Origin of the sequence: Bradyrhizobium sp. 26S5 (assembly GCF_036923295.1) — a bacterium.
GTDB lineage: Bacteria > Pseudomonadota > Alphaproteobacteria > Rhizobiales > Xanthobacteraceae > Bradyrhizobium > Bradyrhizobium septentrionale.
This window is the reverse complement of the sequence record NZ_CP145948.1, coordinates 2435250-2454657: the sequence shown is the minus strand read 5'-3', so window position 1 is coordinate 2454657 and position 19408 is coordinate 2435250. Positions and strand designations below refer to the sequence as shown.

The following is a 19408-nucleotide window of genomic DNA, read 5'->3' as shown; positions in this document are numbered from 1 at the left end:
GCGGCCTCAGCTCGCGCAACCATTTAACGCGCGGACGCGACAATCAAGACATGAGGTGCAAGGCTCGCGCAGACACGCGAGCCTTGCTGTTTCTTAGAACGATTCAAATCCAATCCAGTTAGAGAGATTCAAGTCTGCTCCGGTTCTTTTCGCGCGCGGCGACTGCTAGAGGCGCGGCGTGAATATGCTCGCGTGAATCGGAAGTACCAGAGTGCCTGTGAATGCTGATGGCCGCGTTGTCGACGACCGTCGAAATGCCGCCGACAAGGGCCGCACCCATCTGTTGATTGGGGCGGCATTCCTGCTCACCGATATCTCCGCCGTGGTGACGCCGGCAAACGCACAATCGAGCGTCCCGTTGCCGCCTGTTACGGTCGACCAGCCGACGCTGAAGCGCAAACCTGCGAGATCGGCGCAGCGGACGCAGGCAGCCGCCGCGGCACGCCAGCGCATGCGGAATGCCCAGCCAGCGCCACCGACGCCGTCGGAGCGGGCAGCGGCTGCCGCCGCAGTGCTCAACGAAGCCAAGCTGCACTATCGCGCGATGCCGAGCGCGACCACGCTCCGCAGCGGCGCCTCGCCGCTCGACACCTCGCAGACCGTCAACGTCGTGCCGGAGCAGGTGCTGAAGGACCAGCTGCCGCGCAACCTCGATGAGGCGCTTGCCAATGTCAGCGGCGTCACCCAGGCCAACACACTGGCCGGCACCCAGGACGCGGTGATGCGCCGCGGCTTCGGCGACAATCGCGACGGCTCGATCATGCGCAACGGCATGCCGCTGGTGCAGGGCCGCAGCCTCAACGCGTCGGTCGAGAGCGTCGAGGTGCTGAAGGGCCCGGCGTCGCTGCTTTACGGCATCATGGATCCCGGCGGCATCGTCAACACGATCAGCAAGCGCCCCGAGCTCTATCAGCACGGCTCGGTGACCCTGCTCGGCTCGACCTATGTCAACTCGAAGACCGGCGCCGACGGCACCATCGACGTCACCGGCCCGATCGGTAATGGCGGCCTCGCCTATCGCTTCATCGGCTATGGCGTGAGCGAGGACTATTGGCGCAATTTCGGCCGCCACCGCGAGATGCTGGTCGCACCGTCGCTGGCCTGGTACGGCGAGAACACCACGGTCCAGCTCAATTACGAGCACCGCGAATTCATCACGCCGTTCGACCGAGGCACGGCGTTCGTCAACAACGCCCCGCTGGCGATCCCCGCGACGCGCCGGCTCGACGAGCCCTTCAACAACATGTGGGGAACCTCCGACCTGATGCAGGCGTCGGTCGAGCACCGCCTGAACCGGGACTGGAAGCTGTTCGCCGCCTACAGCTACAACACCGAGACCTTCAGCGCCAACCAGCTCCGCATCACCGGCGTCAATGCCACGACCGGCGTCGAGACCCGCAGCAATGACGGCACGCAGGGCTCGCTCAGCAATGCGAGCTACGGCACCTCCTATTTGCAGGGCAATGTCTGGCTCGGCAATTTCCGCAACGAGATATTGTTCGGCGGCGACGGCCAGTACCGCACAATCTACCGCGACAATCTGATCCGGCAGGCGACGCCGAGCTTCAACTTCTACAATCCTGTCTACGGGCTGATCACGCCGGGCACCGCGGTGTCCGCCGTCGACAGCGCGCAAACCGACAAGCTCGGCCAGTGGTCGCTGTTCTTCCAGGACACGCTGCACCTGACAGAGCGCTTCGCGCTGGTCGGCGGCGTGCGCTACATGGATTACGACCAGCTCGCGGGCAAGGGCCGGCCCTTCATCACCAACACCAACGTCTCGCAGGACAAGGCACTGCCGCTCGGCGGCGCCATTCTCAAACTCACCGACGAGGTCTCGCTCTACGCGAGCTACACCCAATCGCTGAAGCCGACCTCGACCATCGCGCCGCTCATCGGCGGCGTCGTGATCGGCTCCAACATCGCCCCCGAAGAGGGCACCCAGTGGGAGACCGGCGTCAAGTTCGACTACAACAAGCGGATCTCCGGCACGCTCGCGCTCTACGACATCGACAAGAAGAACGTGCTGGTCTCGCAGCTCAATCCCGCGACTGGCATCGTCGAGTACCGCACGGCCGGCAAGGTCCGCTCGCGCGGCGTCGAGCTCGACGTCACCGGCCGGCTCACCGACAACTGGAGCATGATCGGCAGCTACGGCTACACCGATGCGCGCGTGACCGAAGATCCGACACTCGCCGGCAAGGCTCTGCAGAACGTTGCGCTCAACACCGCCTCGCTCTACCTCGTCTACGATTTCGGCACGGCGCTGCCCGGCCGGCTTCGTCTCGGCGGCGGTGCGCGTTATGTCGGCGACCGGCCGGGCGACGCCGCCAACAGCTCGTGCTGCCGGCCTACACGGTGGCGGACATCTTTGCGACCTACGAGACCAAGGTCGACACGTTCCCGGTGATCTACCAGTTCAACGTCAAGAACCTGTTCGACACCGTCTATTATCCCTCCGCCAACAGCATTCTCACGGTGGCGATGGGCGACGCGCGGCGCTTCTCGCTCTCGGCGACGGTGAAGTTCTGATGAGTGATGTCCGACGCCCGATCAAGGCCGCGCTGTTGCAGGTCCATTCCCTCGCCGGCCTCGCGCTGGCGCTGCTCTGGGCCGTGGTCGGCATCACCGGCGCGACGATGGCTTTCGAGGACGAGATCGAGGCCAGCCTGAACGGCCACATCATGCGCGTCAACGCCAGTGCGACGCGGCGGCTGACGCCGGATGAGCTGGTCGCACGGCTGCAGGCGGCCGGCGACTTCGGCCGGGCTTCCGCCGTGACGATGGCGAGCGCCCCGTCAGCGGCCGTACGCATCCGCTTCGCGCGCAGCGAAGGCGGCTCACGGCCGTCCTCGGTGTATGTCGACCCCTATGACGGACATTTGCTCGGCTCGCCGCGCGGCGAGGACTTCTTCGCCACCGTCCGCAAGCTGCATCGCTGGCTGCTGTTGCCGGGCGACGGCAATGGCATTGGCCGCAAGATCACCGGGTCCGCCGCGATCTGCCTGATCGTGATGCTGATATCAGGCCTCGTGCTGCGCTGGCCGCATCGTGCGCGCAGCGTGAAGCTGTGGCTGAAGCCAAACCTCGGACTGCGCGGACGCGGCCTGCACCGCTCGCTGCACGCCGTGATCGGCACCTGGGTGCTGCCGGTCTACCTGGTGATGACGCTGACCGGCCTGTGGTACTCGTTCGAATGGTACAAGGCCGGCGCCAACTGGCTGCTGGCGCGCACCGCAACGACGACGGCCGTGATGCAGCCCAAGCCGCTGCGCGGGGCCGCAGCCGACGGCAAGGCGGACGCAAACGCCGACGCGAAGCCGCTCACCTTCGATCATGTCTGGACGACATTTCTGGTGCAGGAGGGCGCCCAGTACGGCAGGGCCCTGCTCACGATGCCCGCCGGCGCGGGCACGGCGGTGCGCGTACGGTCATGGCTGCGGGATTCGTCGCTCGAGAGCGTGCGTGACGAATTCCGCATCGATGCCGTCACCGGACGCATGATCTCGTCGGATCGCTACGCCGACAAGACGTTCGGCGAGCGCATCCTCGCCAGCGTGCTCGACATCCACCGCGGCGCCATCCTGGGATGGCCCGGCAGGCTCGCCTTCATGCTGGCCGCCACCATGATGCCGCTATTCACCGTGACCGGTCTCCTGCTCTATCTGTCGCGTCGCAGGCACCGCCGCCTCGCGCGGCAGCCGGTCGGTCACCTCGTTCCGGGCGAATGAACCGCGATCAGCCGAGGCCGCACGTCGCGAGCCGGACGCGCAATTCGGCGTCCGTCTCGGCCGCGAGCTCGAGCAATCCGCGATAGGGATCGCCCGAGATCCCGAGCACGGCGGCAAAGGCAGGCTCAGTCTTGAGGCCATGTGCCCTCAACCTGCCGACGGCGCGCCGCAGCCGTCCATCATCGAGCGCAAGCAGCCGTCGTTCGACCTCGAAATGAATCCAGCCCGGCTGCTGCTCCACCGGACGCTGCTCACCGAACAGTTCGAACGGCCAGCCGTCCCACACAAAGCGGGCGATCACCGGCCGTGGTCTCGCGGTCCATCGGTAGACCACGAAATCATCGGCCAATTGATAGTGGGTCCAGACGATTTCCGCGAAAGCGTTCGGATCGGGCACATGGCAAACGATATCGATGTCGCTGCCCGGCACGGCAAGCCCGAGCGGCAGCGTTCCGACGATGCGCGGATCGAACGGCCTGAGCAGTTCCATCACAGCAGAGTTGGTGACGGCGGATGCGTAGTGCCCGACACTCATCGCGTGGCATGCCCTCGAGATCGCGGCAATGCAAATACCACGCTCGCGTGGAATGCGGGAGCTCCGCCTGGCGGGAAACGTCTTTGCAAAACGTTGCGGGGCGATCTCGACCGCGTCACCGTGGTCGAAAATCGCCCCGCCGCCGGCGGACAGGGAGGCTGCTCGCAAGCCAGCCCGTCCAGCCGATATTTTGAATGATCCGTTCGATCGATTAGCCGAACTGGTTCATCGTGTTGTGGGCGCCGCCCGCCTTGAGGGCAGCCTCACCGGCGAAGTACTCCTTGTGATCGTCGCCGATGTCGGAGCCCGCCATGTTCTGATGCTTCGCGCAGGCGATGCCCTGACGGATTTCCGCACGCTGCACGTTCTTGACGTATCCAAGCATACCCTGCTCGCCGAAATACTCCCTCGCGAGATTGTCGGTCGACAGCGCAGCCGTGTGATAGGTCGGCAGTGTGATCAGATGGTGGAAAATGCCGGCGCGCTTGGCTGAATCGGCCTGGAAGGTGCGGATACGTTCGTCCGCTTCGATCCCCAGCGGCGTGCCGTCGTATTCCGCCTTCATCAGTTCGGCGCGATTGTACTTGCTGACATCCTTGCCGGCTTCCTTCATGGCGTCGTAAACCTGCCAGCGGAAGTTGAGGGTCCAGTTGAAGGACGGCGAGTTGTTGTACGCCAGCTTCGCGTTCGGAATGACCTTGCGAATGCGATCGACCATGCTGGCGATCTGCTCGATATGCGGCTTCTCGGTCTCGATCCACAGCAGATCGGCGCCGTTCTGCAGCGAGGTGATGCTGTCGAGCACGCAGCGATCCGCACCAGTACCGGGACGGAACTGGTAGAGATTGCTGGGCAACCGCTTCGGACGCATCATCTTGCCGTTCTGGTTGATGATGACGTCGCCGTTGCGCGCATTGGCCGCCGTCACTTCCTCGCAATCAAGGAAGCTGTTGTACTGGTCGCCGAGGTCGCCGGGCTTGTGGCTAACGGCGATCTGCTGCGTCAGGCCGGCGCCGAGCGAGTCGGTGCGGGTCACGATGACGCCATCCTCGACGCCGAGTTCGAGGAACGCGTGGCGGCAGGCGCGGATCTTCGCGATGAACACCTCGTGCGGCACGGTCACCTTGCCGTCCTGGTGACCGCACTGCTTCTCGTCGGAAACCTGGTTCTCGATCTGCAGGGCGGAGGCACCCGCCTCGATCATCTTCTTGGCGAGCAGATAGGTCGCCTCGGCATTGCCGAAGCCGGCGTCGATGTCGGCGATCACAGGCACGACGTGGGTCTGGAAGTTGTCGATCTTCTCGATCAGCGCCTTTTCCTTCGCCTTGTCGCCTTCCTTGCGGGCGGCATCGAGGCTGCGGAAAATGTCGTTCAGCTCACGGGAGTCGGCCTGACGCAGGAAGGTGTAGAGCTCCTCGATCAGGGCCGGCACCGAGGTCTTCTCGTGCATCGACTGGTCGGGCAGCGGTCCGAACTCGGAGCGCAGCGCCGCGATCATCCAGCCGGAGAGGTACAGATAGCGGCGATCGGTATTGCCGAAGTGCTTCTTGACCGAGATCAGCTTCTGCTGGGCGATGAAGCCGTGCCAGCAGCCGAGCGACTGGGTGTACTTGGTGCTGTCGGCGTCATAGGCGGCCATGTCGGCGCGCATCAGCGCAGCCGTGTAGCGGGCGACGTCCAGACCAGTCTTGAAGCGGTTCTGCAAGCGCATGCGCGCCACGGCTTCGGCGGTCACGCCGTTCCAGGTGTCCTTGTCCTTGAGCAGCGCTTCGGCCGCCTCGATCTCGCTCTGATACGAAGCCGGTCCCTGGGTGGCCCGGTCGCTGATCCCGCGCGGTTGGAAGTTCATGTCCGTGATCCCTTCGGTGACGAAATAACTGGTCTCTTTGTAAGCCTGGCGTCACCGGGAGCTAGACCTGGCGCGGAAAACTTGTCATAACTTACAAGAAACCAATGTATTGTTGTAAGAATCTTACAATGGATTAGGCGATGGCAACGTCGAGCGCCCGTTCCGTTTTCATGGGACCACGACTGCGTCGGCTCCGGCGCGACCTGGGGCTGACCCAGGCCGACATGGCGGCCGATCTCGAAATCTCCGCCCCCTATGTCGCGCTTTTGGAGCGCAATCAGCGGCCGGTGACGGCGGACATGCTGCTTCGCCTGGCCCGCACCTACAAGATCGATCTGGCCGATCTGGCCGGCGACGGCGGCGCCGACCACACCGCGCGCATGCAGTCCGTCCTGAAGGAGCCGATGTTCGCCGACATCGACATCCCCACGCTCGAAGTCAGCGACCTCGCGGTCAGTTATCCCGGAATGACGGAAGCGTTCCTGCGTCTCTACACCGCCTATCGCGAGGAGCAGCTGGCGTTGGCGGAACGCAGCGCGCCGGACCTGGCAGGCGCCGCGTCATTTCCGGGTCAGGAGAACTTCGACGCCAACGATCCGGTCGCAGAGGTCAGGCGCTTTCTCGCTGCACGCCGCAACAATTTCGCCAGCCTCGACGACGCAGCCGAGCGCCTCGTCCATGAACCGGCCGGACCTGCCGGATTTATCGAGCGCCTCCGCCAGCGCCATAACCTCCAGGTCCGCTATCTGCCGCCCAATGTCATGCTCGGCTCGGTCAGGCGGCTGGACCTGCATCGCCGGCAATTGCTGATCGAGGACTCGCTCGATACCGCCGGCCTCAATTTTCAGCTGGCCAAGCAACTGGCCTATCTCGAACTGGAAGACGAGATCAGCGCCGCGGTGGAAGCCGGCAAGTTTACCTCCAAGAGCGCCGAGCTGCTGGCCCGCCGCGCGCTTGGAGCCTACGCTGCCGCCGCCCTCATCATGCCCTACTCGGTGTTTGCGAAGGCGGTCGAAACGCGCCGCTACGATCTGGAGGCGCTGGCGCGTCAGTTCGGCACCAGCTTCGAGCAGACCGCGCACCGCGCCACGACCTTGCAGCGGCCGGGGCTCGAGAAGGTTCCGTTCTTCCTGATCCGCGTCGATCCGGCCGGCAACATTTCCAAGCTGCTCGATGGCGCGGGCTTCCCGTTCGCAAAGCACGGCGGCGCGTGTCCGCTGTGGTCGGTCCACGGCATCTTCAAGACGCCACGCCAGATCGTCACGCAATGGCTGGAATTGCCCGATGGACAGCGGTTCTTTTCGATCGCCCGCACGGTGACCGCCGGCGGCGGCGCGTTCGGCGCAATCCGCGTCGAGCGCGCCATCGCGATCGGCTGCGCGGCCGAATATGCGGGCCAGCTGATCTACACGCGCGACGGACAGGGGCCGAATGCGGATGAGCCGACGCCGATCGGCGTCGCATGCCGTGTCTGCCATCGGCCGCGATGCGCGGCACGGTCGGCGCCGCCGATCGGACGCGAGATTCTTCCCGACGATTTCAGGACCTCGAGCGTCCCGTTCGGGTTCTCGGCGGATTGACGATACCCACGTCGCTCGGAAACGCGCTAGCTCCCGATCCTGAAATCGCTTGCCGTCACGGTCGCGGCGGTCGCTCCGTTCAGCCACACCGCCGTGTCGGCATCGACCTGAACCACGAAATAGGCGCCGTTCTGGTACGAATGCGACAGGACGTCGGAGAAGGAGTGAAAGCCCGAGCCGTTCAACTGCACGGTGTCCTTGCCTTCGGTCCAGTCCTGCACGACGTCGATGCCGCCCTGGCTGATGTTGAACGTGTCGACGCCGATGCCAGTGCCGGGACCACCGCCGGCGCCGCCGAAGTAATAGTTCACGCCGATGCCGCCATCGAAATAGTCCCGGCCGGAATCGCCGATCATGACGTCGACGCCGCTGCCGCCGAAGAACTCGCTATCGCCGGAACCGCCGTAGAAGTAGTTGTTGCCGCCCGCGGCGCCGTACATGAAGTTGGTGGCGCCTTCGCCGATCATCACCGAGCCGTTCGGGCCCGCGACGAAGACGTCTTCGCCGGCAGGCCCGCCGAAGGCCTCCGAACCCGCGGCGCTGGAAAGATAGAAATAGTCCAGCGATGTTGCGGTCCCGCGGCCGACCTCGAGACTCTCGCCGGTGCCACCGACATAGACGTCGTTGCCCGTCCCGCCATACATCGTCGAATTGCCGGAGCCGCCATAGAACGTGTCGTTGCCGTTGCCGGCCTCGATGAGGTCGCTGGCCGATCCTGCGTAGAAGACGTCGTTGGCGTTGCCGCCGGCCTGCGTCCACGGCCCCCAGACGGTGCCGTCATTGGCGCGCACCCACACGATGTCGCTGGATGAGTCCGCGACATAGCTCAGTTGCGAAAGCTGCGCCGGCGTGACGATGTTGTCCTGGTTCGCAGGCAGTGGTGTGCCATTGAGCTCGAACTCCCCGTCATTGGTCGCCGCGTTCCATACCTCATACTCGGTGGACGGGCTGCCGAACGGGTCGCTGTAGGAGAACAGCGATGTTGCGGCGAAGGTCTCGCCGGACGTCCAGGCCAGGTTCGAGACCGTCACCACCGGCCCGGTATCGACTGGAGCCGAGACCTGAAAGATCGTCCAAGGGCTCCACTCCGAGCCATTAGAAGCCTCGACCCAGATCACATCGGGGCCGGAGCCGGATCGGTACGTGGTCTGCGCGAGTTGCGCCGGTGTCAGATAGAGATCGGTCTGGCTCGGCTGCGCAATTCCGTTCACGAGAATCTGCGCGCCGCCGCTGCCAGTGTCGTACACCACATATTCCGTGATCCCCGCGCCGGTCGGATCGCTGGCGCTCAACAGGCTCGACATCGCAAACGTCTCGCCGTGGGTCGCGGTCACATTGGAGGCGACGACTTGCGGTCCTGGAATGCCGACGAAGCCGTGCTGACCGGTGGAATCATTGTAGTCGCCATAGATCTCGCCGGCGGCGTTGACCCCGAGGATTTCGGTGTCGGTGGCGCCCGGGACATCGACGGTCGTGAACACCCCGCCCTGATCCAGGAAACCATCCAGATGGCCGCTGGCTTCGGCGTAATAGCCGGCGATCTCGCCGTTGTCGCCGACATAGGAAATGGAAGTATAGGTCGAGCCGGGGCCGGCTATCGTTGTGTAAGCACCGTTATTGTAGACGAACCCGTATTGGGCGTTGGAGCTGGTCTCATAGGTGCCCACCACCTCGCCGGAGGCGGTGACGCCGACTGCGCTGCTCGAATAGGATCCGGGCGGATAGAGCGCGGTGAAGGTGCCGTTGTTGTTGAAGAAGGCATGCGTCCCGCTGGAATCCGTGATCGTTCCGACGATGACGCCTGATGCATTGACGCCGAATACCGACGTTGACGTTGCCAGGGGATCGTCGATCGTCTCGAACGAGCCGTTGTCGTCGAGGAATCCGTGAACGCCGGTGAACGTGCCGACATAGCTGCCGAATAGCTCGCCAGCTGCGGTGATGCCCGAGATAACGGTGGTGGCGGCAAAGGGAAAGTCGATCGTCGTCGTGACGCCGCCACTCTCGATAAAGCCGTGTTGTATGTTCGACCAGTCGGTGAAATCGCCATAAAGCTCGCCGGACGACGTGACACCGACAACATCCGTCTGGTTGCTCGATGCCGGGGGATCGTAGAGGGTGACCGAACCGTTATGGGCGGCGGTAATGCCGTGCCAATCGCCGTCCATATCGCCGACGTTACCGACCGCAAGCCCTGAGGCATCGACACCATCGATGCTGATATAGACAAAGCCGTTGCTGCCGTACCCGCCGGGAATATCGATCTTGTAGAAGTTGTAGTTTGTCATTGTCGTACGCTCGGAGCAGTTGCCGATGCAGGTGTGTTGGCATCGGCACGCGAGCGGTTCGATTCATTACGATCTTTACATCTAGGGCGACCCCGCAGGCGAACTCGGCGTGACTGTCAGTGTCTGGTTGATTTCGTGACTTGTCCGACGGGGATTGACGCCCATGGCAAGGGCCGATCGACCAACGTAAAGTGCGCGCGAGCCTTGGCAATCCCCCTGGCAATCAAAAGGGCTGCGGTTGTCACACCGCAGCCCCACAGCGGATACAGCCGCGGCTATATCCGAAACACTTACTGGCAGGGATACCGCCGGCCGTCCTTTGCCGCGAACGTGTTCGACGCCGGATCGTACGAGCGATAGCGCTGTGCGCAAGACGCCGCGTGCTGCTGCGCGGCGGCGGCTTCCTGCTGCGCGGCGGCGTTGGCTGCACCGGCCGCGATGACGCCGCCGATGAGGCCAGTTCGGCTTGAAGCGATCCATGATGAGCTGTCGCGACCGGAGAACCTGCTTCCGATCAGCGAGGTCGCACTGAAGTGGGGCTTTACCCACATGGGCCGCTTTGCAGCGTCGTACCGGTCCGCATTTGGCCAGTATCCATCCGATACGGTCCGGCGAGCACGAGGGTTCTGCGGCTAGAAGCGCTTCGGTTGCGCCCGGCAGTTCCGGTGGCGGTGCGGCCGACGCTAAAAATGGACTTGCTCGCCGGGCGGGGACAAACGCTTGAAGTTGAGCACTACTCGCCGCGAGGTATTCGTGCTTTGATGCCGGCCGAAAATCAGCTCAAGGTCCAAGGGAGGACGTGTGGTGCTTGGCGATGTCCCGCGCAACGTCGCGCCAGGGGCCGTTTCCCTCGCGCTCCCCAATCGTCCCGTCTCCGGTTCCGAGCGGCGCAAGATCGTAACGGCTCTGTCTTGCGACTCGCCGACCTCCAGGACTTGGGTTCGGAAATCGGCGGACATGGCTGCCGCGCCCGAAATCCTCGCGCATTTCGTTGCGCGCGAAAAACACAGAAACTATAAGTGCTTGGAAGAATGGTCGGAGTGGCAGGATTCGAACCTGCGACCCCTGCGTCCCGAACGCAGTGCTCTACCGGGCTGAGCCACACTCCGACTAAGAGGCCGGCTTATAGCGTCGGGCTTCAGGGACCGCAAGGGACGACAAGGCACCGAATTGAGGAATCTAGTCACAGTGGAAACAGGCCTGAAAACACACGTTCTGCCGGCCGGCGCAGCCGCCACGGCAACCGCTGCCGGGGTTTTGGCCGAGGGCGGTCTGGTGGCCTTTCCGACCGAGACGGTTTATGGCCTTGGCGCCGATGCCGGCAACGCCGCCGCGATCGCCCGGCTGTATGAGGCCAAGGGCCGGCCGGCCTTCAATCCGCTGATTGCCCATGTCGCCGATCTCGGCGCCGCCCGCCGGATCGCCCTGTTCGATGGCCAGGCCCTGCGGCTCGCGGAAGCGTTCTGGCCCGGTCCGCTGACCCTGGTGCTGCCGAAGGCCCTCTCCTGCCCGGTCGCGGAACTCGCGACCGCCGGGCTCGATACGGTCGCGATTCGCATCCCGGCCCACAAGGTGGCGCGCGACATCATCAAGGCGTTCGGCGGTGCCGTGGTAGCGCCGTCGGCCAATCTCTCCGGCCATGTCTCGCCAACCACCGCCGACCATGTGAGCGGCGATCTCGCAGGCCGCATCGACCTGATCGTCGACGGCGGGCCGGTCGAGGTCGGCGTCGAATCCACCATCGTCGGCTGCTTCTCCGATCCGGTGCTGCTGCGGCCGGGCGGGCTGACCCGCGCCGAGATTGAGCGCGTGCTCGGCCACCCGTTGCAGTCGCCGCCGCCGGACGCCGAGACCGACGCTCAGCCGATCGCCCCCGGCATGCTCGCCTCGCACTACGCGCCGCGGACGCCGGTCCGGCTCAATGCCAGCGACGTTCATGTCGGCGAAGCCCTGCTGGCGTTCGGGCCGGCCAAGGTCGCGCGGCGCGAATGCGCCTCGGTGGAGATGAACCTGTCCGAGCGCGGCGATCTCGCCGAGGCCGCCGCCAATCTGTTCGGTTACCTCCGCACCCTCGACAAGAGAAACGCGGACGCAATCGCGGTGATGCCCATTCCAGAGGACGGGCTGGGCGAAGCCATCAATGACCGGCTGCGCCGTGCAGCGGTTGGGCGGTAAATCCCGACACACGTGAAAGACCAAGAAAAAATGAACATCGTCCAATCCGCGGTGCCGCCGCTTCCGCCCGAATTGCTTGCAAAATTCCGCGCCATCGTCGGTGAGAAATATGCGGTGACCGACGCCGCCGACATCAAGCCTTACGTCACCGAGGAGCGCGACCTGTTCCAGGGCCGCTCACCGCTGGTTCTGCGCCCCGGCTCGACCGCCGAGGTCGCTGCGATCTGCAAGCTTGCGACCGAACACAAGATCGCGCTGGTGCCGCAGGGCGGCAACACCGGCCTGGTCGGCGGCCAGACACCGCATAATGGCGAGGTCGTGGTGTCGCTGCGGCGCCTCGACAAGATCCGCGACATCGACGTCGAATCCAACACCATGACCTGCGAGGCCGGCGTGGTGCTGCAAATCGCGCAGCAGAAAGCCAGCGAAGTCGATCGGCTGTTTCCGCTGTCGCTCGGCGCCGAAGGCAGCTGCACGATCGGCGGCAACCTCTCGACCAATGCCGGCGGCACCACGGCGCTCGCCTATGGCGTGGCCCGCGAAATGGCGCTCGGGCTCGAAGTCGTGCTGGCCGACGGCCGCGTGCTGAACGCTCTGTCGAAGCTGAAGAAGGACAACACCGGCTACGATTTGCGCAACCTGTTCATCGGCGCCGAGGGCACGCTCGGCATCATCACCGCGGCGACGCTGAAACTGTTTCCGCGGCCGCGCGCGATCGAGACCGCCTATGTCGGCCTGAAGTCGCCGGCGGCGGCGCTCAAATTGCTGTCGATCTCGCGCAACGAGGCGGCAGGCAGCCTGACGAGCTTCGAACTGCTCGCCGACGTCGCGGTCGATTTCTCGATCCGCCACGGCATCGATATCCGCGATCCGCTCGAGAGCAAGCACCCCTGGTACGTGCTGATGGAATTGTCGTCGTCGCGCGACGACGCGCGCGACACGCTGGAGGCGATCCTCGCCCAGGGCATGGAGGACGGCATCGTCGATGACGCCGTCATCGCGGCCAATTTGAGCCAGCGCCAGGCGTTCTGGAAACTGCGCGACGAGATGTCGGCGGCGCAGAAGCCGGAGGGCGGCTCGATCAAGCACGACATCTCGGTGCCGGTCGCAGCCGTGCCCGCCTTCATCGAGGAGGCCAATGCGGCGGTGGTGAAGCTGATCCCGGGCGCGCGGCCGGTGCCGTTCGGCCATCTCGGCGACGGCAACATCCACTACAATGTCAGCCAGCCGGTCGGCGCCAATACGGCCGACTTCCTGGCGCGCTGGCACGACGTCAACGCCGTGGTGTTCGAGATCGTGCTGCGGATGGGCGGCTCGATCTCGGCCGAGCACGGCATCGGCGTGCTCAAGCGCGACGAACTGCCCGACGTCAAGGACAAGGTCGCGATCGAGCTGATGCGGCAGGTCAAGGCGATGCTCGATCCTCTCGGCATCATGAATCCGGGCAAGGTGCTGTGACCGCGCAGGCGACGATGCCCTCCCTCACCATTGCTCCGATTGCCGATGCCGACGTCGCCGATGTCGTCGCACTGTGGCAGGCGTGCGGCCTGACGCGGCCGTGGAACGATCCCTCAGCCGACATCGCGCTGGCGCGCCGCGGACCGAGTTCGGCCGTGCTGGTCGGCCGCGACGCCGGCGCGATCGTCGCAACCGCGATGGTCGGCCATGACGGCCATCGCGGCTGGGTCTATTACGTCGCGGTCGACCCTCGCCGCCAGGGCAAGGGGCTTGGCCGCACCATGATGCAGGCGGTCGAGGACTGGCTACGCCAGGCCGGCGTGCCGAAGTTGCAATTGCTGATCCGCCGCGAGAACGCCAAAGCCAGCGCATTCTACCAGACGCTCGGCTACGAGGAGTCGACCTCGGTCATGCTGGCGAAATGGCTCGACGGCCGCGAAGCGACGCCGTGAGGGAGTTGAAGGGTTACGCATGAGCATCGCCGACCGCGTTCGCGTCAAGGACGTCCGCGTCCTCTCCAAAGCCCGTTACCTGCTCACCAGCACCACGTTCGACTATCGCCGCGGCAATGGCGAGTGGCAGACCCAGGTCCGCGAAAGCTATGACCGCGGCAACGGCGCGGTGCTATTGCCCTTCAATCTGAAGACCCGCAGCGTCGTGCTGGTGCGGCAGTTCCGCTACCCCGCCTTCGCCAACGGCTATGACGATCTCCTGATCGAGGCCGCCGCCGGCATGCTCGACGACGCCGCGCCGGAGGCGCGCATTCGCGCCGAGGCGGAGGAAGAGATCGGCTACCGGCTCGACCACGTGCGGAAGGTGTTAGAAGCCTTCATGACGCCGGGCGCAGTGACCGAGAAGCTGCATTTCTTCGTCGCCGAATACGACGCTGCGATGCGCACAGGCGAAGGCGGCGGGCTCGCCGACGAGGGCGAGGACATCGAGGTGCTCGAACTCTCGATCGACGAGGCGCTCGCCATGATCGGCGACGGCCGCATCGTCGATGCCAAGACCATCATGCTGCTGCAATACGCGGCGCTGCATCTGTTCAGGTAAACGCCCTCCGTCCCGGCCGGTGCCGGGACAGCATCGCACGCGCACTCAATGCTCTACCGCATCGTGATCGCAAGGCCGCTCAGATCGGCATTGGCCATCAGACCGACCTGGTGGCCGGTCAATTCGAGCACCGCGCCTTTCTGATTGGTCAGCACGATCGCGCGGGCGCCGCGGCCGACCGCAAGCCCCGCGCCCGCTGCGCCGTAGACGCCGGCAACGTCGGACGGACGGTTGATGTTGCTGACGCGGCCGCGCAGCACGGTCTTGGAGCCGCCGAACACCAGACCGTAGTCGAGACCGCCGGTCGAGAGCGCATAGGAGCGGCCGCGGAAGGTCAGGACACCACTGCCGCCGGAGCCGCCGATGATCCATCCCGCCTTGTAGATCGTCAGCGTCACGAAGCCGCTGTCGGCACGGGCCGCCGAAGAGAAGGCAAGGCCGATGAACGCCATCAGCGCGACCAGCGCGGCGCGAAGGGTGGATGAAAGTTTCATGTGCGGTCTCCCCAGGAGTTACTCAGTCGATTTGCTCACATCGATTTGCACGCGTCGCGACGACGGCGCGAATCGCAACGCGCCGACTGTAGCAAGCGCATCACCCGGCGCAATTTTTGGCACAGCGCCGGCCGTTTGCTGACGGATATTTCGGCGCAATCGACGTTGAACCTGTTCCCGGGATTGTAACACTCACTGCATGTCCGGGGCGATCGGCCCCAGAGCTCCACAATTGCCTTGCGGAGCGTGCATTTTTTCAAACCGGAGATTTCCCCATGCGTCGTCTCGCGATTGCCTGTGCCGCCATTGCCGCCACCGTGCTTGCCGCGGCAAGCCCGGCCAGCGCCAACCCCTATCACCTGATCCGCTGGCAGGACACCGGGTTCTGCCAGATCTGGGACCAGAGCATCCCGACCACGCCGTGGCCGGCGAACTTCTCGGTCGTCAGCGAGGAATTGCCGACCTTCGATGCCGCGTTCGTCTACAAGACCGGCCTCCTGAACAACGGCACCTGCGCGTTCTGAGCCGTATTCGAACTGCGGGGTGGGCAAAGGCGCGCTCGCGCCGTGCCCACCATTCCCGTTCGAACGTGAGATGGTAGGCACGCTGGCGATTTGCCCACACTGCGTTATCCTGTCGTAGAGCCCCCTGTTCAACCTTTGGGACGGTGCGACATGCTCACACTCTATTCCTACCCGCCGCTGTTCGGCGTCGCCGACAACAACGGCTACGGCTTGAAGGTGTTTGCCTTCCTAAGGCTCGCCGGCGTGCCGTTCCGCCACGAGCACATCTTCGACGCCTCGAAGGCGCCGCGCGGCCAGCTGCCCTATATCGTCGACGGCACTGACACGGTCGGCGACAGCGAGACCATCCTCGCCTGGCTCACCCGGAAATATCGCCTTTCGATTGATGCCTCGCTGACGCCGCAACAGCGAACGCAGAACTTGCTGATCACACGGATGCTCGACGACCTCTATTGGGTGATGTCGTATTCGCGCTGGAAGGACGAGCGCTACTGGCACTTGTTCCGCGATGCGTTGAAGCAAGAGCACCCGGCGCTGACGGACGAGGGTCTGCTCAAGGCGAAAGAATACAATGCCCAGCGCTACTACTACCAGGGCATCGGCCGCTTCGATCCCGATGCGGCGATGGCGCGCGGCCTTGCAGATCTTGCCGCGATCGCTGCGCTGATCCCGCAGCAAGGCTATGTGCACGGCGACACGCCGACCGCGATCGATGCCGGACTCTATGGTTTCATCGCTAACATCTATTTCTACGATATCGAGACGCCGCTGAAGCAGTTCGTCGTCGCCCACGACAACATCGTGCAGCATTGCCGCGCCATCCATTCCGCCGTGAGCGCCTGACGGCCAGAGCATTCTCTAGTGATGCTTGATCAAGGCGTCGCGGGCGGCGGCGAGTTCGAGGAATGCCGGACCGTTGCCGCCACCGTCGGGATGCACCGTCTTGGCGGCGCGCTTGAAAGCCTGATGGATTTCGTTCGCTGCAAGGTGGCGGCCAAACGGCAGGCCGAGCAATTGCCGGTACCGCTCTTCCTGAGTCAGCACCTTCGGTGTCAGGCCACGCCGGCCGAACCGCGGCGCGGACAGCGTGTGCAGCGCATCGCTGACGATGCCGAGACGGCGCAGCGCCATCGACCTGGTGCGGCGGTCGGCCGATTTCAGCGCCGCCTGGCGCAGGATCGGCAGCACCTGTGCGGCCGCATGCCGCAGCGTCTCGTCGATGTCGGTCGCGGCGATCTCGGCGATCATCCTGGCCATCTCGCGATAGTCGGGGTCCGGCGCCGCGCAGAAGCGCTCGATCGCAACTTTCCAGTGTCTGATATGCGGGTCCATCTCCGCCGTCCGTCCTGTCATCCGAATCCGGATAACAGCAACGCGCAAACGCGGCCTGGCGTTTCGCTTGGCGCAGTTTTGAATAGTGTTGTCGACAACGCTCAAAAATCAGAACGAGGAAACGCCATGGCCCTTCTCGACAATCACATCGCCGTCATCACCGGTGCAGGCTCGGGCATCGGACGCGCCATCGCGCTGGGCTACGGCCGCGAGGGTGCGCGGGTCGTGCTGCTCGACATGAACGGCGATGCGGCGGCGGAGGCGGCCAGGGAGATCCGCAGCGCCGGCGGTAAGGCGGAGAGCTTTGTGCTCGACGTGACCGATCGCGACGCCTGCATCGCGATGGCGAAGCAGGTGGCCGACAAGGTCGGAGCCGTCTCGATCCTGGTCAACAATGCCGGCATCGCGCGCCGCAACGGCATGCTCGGCACTGAGGAGGCCGTGATCAAGGATTGGGAAGACATCATCTCGATCAATCTCACCGGCGTCTTCAACGTGACGCATTCGTTCCTTGCGCCGCTGCGCAAGAACAAGGGACGCATCGTCAATATCGGTTCGATCCAGTCCTTCGTGCATCTGCGCACGCCGAGCTCGCCGGCCTATACCGCCTCCAAGCATGGCGTGCTCGGCTTCACCAAGGCGCTGGCCGCCGAGCTCGGCAAGGATGGCGTGCGCGTCAATGCGATCGGCCCCGGCTTCATCGAGACGCCGCTCAACGAGAAGGTGCGCGCCACCAATCCCGACCTGGTCAAGGTCTTCATGGACCACACCCCGCTCGGCCGCGCCGGCAAGCCGGAGGACATCGTCGGCCCAGCGATCTTCCTCGCCTCGGACCTGTCGGCCTACGTCTCGGGATCGATCGTGATGGTCGATGGCGGTTACCGGACATTGTGACGGATGGAACCGCAATCGTGGCGATTTCTAGGTATTTTGCTTACAGAGCAGGGAGTTAGGTGGATATTAAGGACTTGTTAACCAAACCGGCACACCGTGGATATACGGGGTAGTTGTTTCTCGATGTCTTCGCTTCACCGACGAAGCGGGCGTTGATCGGGAGGAGTACATGTCCTACGCGTCCACCGTGCCGTCGCCGGAAGTTATGCTGCCGTCGCTGGCTCCAAATGAAATCGTTCCACTTCTGATCGGCGCGACCGTCGATGAAGTCGAGCGGGAACTCGTGCTGCAGACGCTCGCGCGCTGCGACGGCAACCGCACCCGCGCCGCCCGCGTGCTCGGGCTATCGGTCCGGACCTTGCGGAACAAGATCCGCGAATATTCCGCCGAAGGCATCGACGTGCCGTTGAGCGAGCACGCCGCAGCCTGAGTGGACTTTAGATCAGGTCGATCACAAGGCGCCGCCAGCGCGACAACAGCTGGCGGTCATCGTCACCGAGACAGCGTGCGAGATGCACGTCGGTCGTCGCTGTCAGTTGCAGCGTCCGGGCGACCAGTGCGGTCGCATAGTCCCAATAGAAGCGGCGGCCGATCGGGTCCGCCGCGACCAGGGATTTTGCGAGGATCTCGACATAGATCGCGGTCGTGGCCTGGTGCCACAGCAGACCTGCGCGCATCTCCGCAGAGGGCGCGCCGGTCCGTGCCTGCCACATCAGCCAGTAGCTCTCCTCTCCTGCTGCCCAATCCGATGACGGCAGGGACGGATAGAGGCACGGCGAGCAGCATGCAAGCGGCCGCATCGTGCGCGCGTCGCAGAACACGGAATAGCCGAGCCTGTCATACCAGCTGACGCGTAGCAATCTGCGGAGCTCGGCCTGTTCATCCGCCTCGAGTTGCCGCCTGCCCGCTCGTTCGAGATCGGCGATGATCGTTTGCAGGCGGTCACGATCGAACGGCTCGACTTCGAGCACCACGCCGATGTTGCGCGGAAACAGCGCATCGAGCATGCCGACCATCTGGCGATAGAACGCGTGCGCCAGGCCGCCGCCGCGCCACGCCGTCCCGATGCCGACATGGTTGCAATAGATCAAATCGCTTGCATGATCATAAGTGAAGAAGCCGAGCCCGATCGCACGCCCGGCGGCGCGGAGGATGAAGCAGCGCGAGTCGAGCCGATAGGACATCTTGCGGCCGCCGACGCTGAAATGCCGCCGCTCGCCGACATCATCCGACAGCAGCCAGCGCACGATGTCGTCAGCGCTGTCGCGCTCACTTGCGGGAAACAGCTCCTCATAGAGATCGAGCACGCCCGTGCTGCGAAAGCTCGCTTCGTCAAGCACATCGCGTCGCGTTACGACAATGTCGAGCGGTTGCGGTCCTTCGCCCGCGGCCTCGCCGTGCCTGTCGTTCGGAAACCGCAACCCGCTCTCCATTGTCATATGCACATGGAATTATGACTGTTGATCGCTCGCATCCGTGCGGACGGGCAGAATTG

Annotated in this window: 18 protein-coding genes, 1 tRNA gene and 1 pseudogene; 12 read left to right on the top strand and 8 right to left on the bottom strand. The window is 64.5% G+C overall.

Annotated elements, in window-relative coordinates; translation table 11 throughout:
• Nucleotides 1-217 precede the first annotated feature (217 nt).
• Nucleotides 218-2532: pseudogene (locus V5279_RS11515) on the top strand (TonB-dependent siderophore receptor).
• Nucleotides 2532-3731, top strand: a complete 1200-nt coding sequence (locus tag V5279_RS11510; RefSeq protein WP_338697367.1) for a PepSY-associated TM helix domain-containing protein — start codon at nt 2532-2534, stop codon at nt 3729-3731. The pseudogene V5279_RS11515 and the gene V5279_RS11510 overlap by 1 nt, the downstream one beginning before the upstream one ends.
• A gap of 7 nt (nt 3732-3738) precedes the next feature.
• Here V5279_RS11510 and V5279_RS11505 read toward each other — a convergent pair whose 3' ends face one another.
• Together V5279_RS11505 and V5279_RS11500 are read right to left on the bottom strand one after the other, a co-directional pair.
• Nucleotides 3739-4266, bottom strand: coding sequence for a DUF4269 domain-containing protein (locus V5279_RS11505; RefSeq protein WP_338697365.1), 528 nt, complete (start codon nt 4264-4266; stop codon nt 3739-3741).
• Nucleotides 4267-4477: 211 nt separating this feature from the next.
• A complete protein-coding gene (locus tag V5279_RS11500) occupies nt 4478-6115 on the bottom strand; it encodes an isocitrate lyase (RefSeq protein ID WP_338697363.1) in 1638 nt (545 codons plus the stop codon).
• Nucleotides 6116-6255: 140 nt separating this feature from the next.
• Between V5279_RS11500 and V5279_RS11495 the strand changes: the two genes are divergently transcribed.
• Nucleotides 6256-7695: a helix-turn-helix domain-containing protein gene (locus V5279_RS11495; protein WP_029081491.1), complete on the top strand. Its 1440-nt coding sequence runs from the start codon at nt 6256-6258 to the stop codon at nt 7693-7695.
• A 26-nt stretch (nt 7696-7721) separates the two neighbouring features.
• Here the strand turns inward: V5279_RS11495 and V5279_RS11490 are convergent, their stop codons facing one another.
• Nucleotides 7722-9983, bottom strand: a complete 2262-nt coding sequence (locus V5279_RS11490) for a calcium-binding protein (RefSeq protein WP_338697360.1) — start codon at nt 9981-9983, stop codon at nt 7722-7724.
• 290 nt (nt 9984-10273) lie between these two features.
• Nucleotides 10274-10534 (bottom strand): BA14K family protein, encoded by a 261-nt coding sequence (locus tag V5279_RS11485; protein ID WP_338697358.1) that lies wholly within the window; start codon nt 10532-10534, stop codon nt 10274-10276.
• Between V5279_RS11485 and V5279_RS11480 the strand changes: the two genes are divergently transcribed.
• Complete coding sequence (locus tag V5279_RS11480; RefSeq protein ID WP_338701126.1) at nt 10458-10619, top strand: hypothetical protein; 162 nt, start codon at nt 10458-10460, stop codon at nt 10617-10619. The genes V5279_RS11485 and V5279_RS11480 overlap by 77 nt on opposite strands.
• 396 nt (nt 10620-11015) lie before the next feature.
• On the opposite strand, the gene V5279_RS11475 is transcribed toward V5279_RS11480, so the two are convergent.
• Nucleotides 11016-11092, bottom strand: a tRNA-Pro gene (locus tag V5279_RS11475).
• A 79-nt stretch (nt 11093-11171) separates the two neighbouring features.
• Between V5279_RS11475 and V5279_RS11470 the strand changes: the two genes are divergently transcribed.
• From V5279_RS11470 to V5279_RS11455, 4 genes are read left to right on the top strand one after another with little or no spacing between them, the layout of a single operon-like run.
• Nucleotides 11172-12158, top strand: coding sequence for an L-threonylcarbamoyladenylate synthase (locus V5279_RS11470; RefSeq protein ID WP_338697356.1), 987 nt, complete (start codon nt 11172-11174; stop codon nt 12156-12158).
• Between the two features lie 30 nt (nt 12159-12188).
• Nucleotides 12189-13616 carry an FAD-binding oxidoreductase gene (locus V5279_RS11465; protein ID WP_338697354.1) on the top strand — a complete coding sequence of 476 codons (1428 nt, stop codon included), beginning with the start codon at nt 12189-12191 and terminating at the stop codon, nt 13614-13616.
• Nucleotides 13617-13630: 14 nt separating this feature from the next.
• Nucleotides 13631-14068 (top strand): GNAT family acetyltransferase, encoded by a 438-nt coding sequence (locus V5279_RS11460; protein WP_338697352.1) that lies wholly within the window; start codon nt 13631-13633, stop codon nt 14066-14068.
• Nucleotides 14069-14087: 19 nt separating this feature from the next.
• Nucleotides 14088-14669, top strand: a complete 582-nt coding sequence (locus V5279_RS11455; protein WP_338697350.1) for an NUDIX domain-containing protein — start codon at nt 14088-14090, stop codon at nt 14667-14669.
• A gap of 53 nt (nt 14670-14722) precedes the next feature.
• On the opposite strand, the gene V5279_RS11450 is transcribed toward V5279_RS11455, so the two are convergent.
• Nucleotides 14723-15163 carry a hypothetical protein gene (locus V5279_RS11450; RefSeq protein WP_338697348.1) on the bottom strand — a complete coding sequence of 147 codons (441 nt, stop codon included), beginning with the start codon at nt 15161-15163 and terminating at the stop codon, nt 14723-14725.
• Between the two features lie 275 nt (nt 15164-15438).
• Here V5279_RS11450 and V5279_RS11445 point away from each other — a divergent pair, with 275 nt between their 5' ends.
• Together V5279_RS11445 and V5279_RS11440 are read left to right on the top strand one after the other, a co-directional pair.
• Nucleotides 15439-15687 carry a hypothetical protein gene (locus V5279_RS11445; protein WP_166298668.1) on the top strand — a complete coding sequence of 83 codons (249 nt, stop codon included), beginning with the start codon at nt 15439-15441 and terminating at the stop codon, nt 15685-15687.
• A gap of 150 nt (nt 15688-15837) precedes the next feature.
• The gene (locus V5279_RS11440; RefSeq protein WP_338697346.1) at nt 15838-16530 is read left to right on the top strand and encodes a glutathione S-transferase family protein; all 693 of its coding nucleotides are present in this window, start codon (nt 15838-15840) and stop codon (nt 16528-16530) included.
• A 15-nt stretch (nt 16531-16545) separates the two neighbouring features.
• On the opposite strand, the gene V5279_RS11435 is transcribed toward V5279_RS11440, so the two are convergent.
• Nucleotides 16546-17019 carry a hypothetical protein gene (locus V5279_RS11435; protein WP_338697344.1) on the bottom strand — a complete coding sequence of 158 codons (474 nt, stop codon included), beginning with the start codon at nt 17017-17019 and terminating at the stop codon, nt 16546-16548.
• A 126-nt stretch (nt 17020-17145) separates the two neighbouring features.
• Here V5279_RS11435 and V5279_RS11430 point away from each other — a divergent pair, with 126 nt between their 5' ends.
• Together V5279_RS11430 and V5279_RS11425 are read left to right on the top strand one after the other, a co-directional pair.
• On the top strand, nt 17146-17913 hold the full coding sequence (locus V5279_RS11430; protein ID WP_338697342.1) for a 3-oxoacyl-ACP reductase FabG: 768 nt from the start codon (nt 17146-17148) through the stop codon (nt 17911-17913).
• Nucleotides 17914-18082: 169 nt separating this feature from the next.
• A complete protein-coding gene (locus tag V5279_RS11425; protein WP_166298672.1) occupies nt 18083-18343 on the top strand; it encodes a helix-turn-helix domain-containing protein in 261 nt (86 codons plus the stop codon).
• Between the two features lie 7 nt (nt 18344-18350).
• Here the strand turns inward: V5279_RS11425 and V5279_RS11420 are convergent, their stop codons facing one another.
• A complete protein-coding gene (locus V5279_RS11420) occupies nt 18351-19334 on the bottom strand; it encodes a hypothetical protein (protein WP_338697340.1) in 984 nt (327 codons plus the stop codon).
• Nucleotides 19335-19408 lie beyond the last annotated feature (74 nt).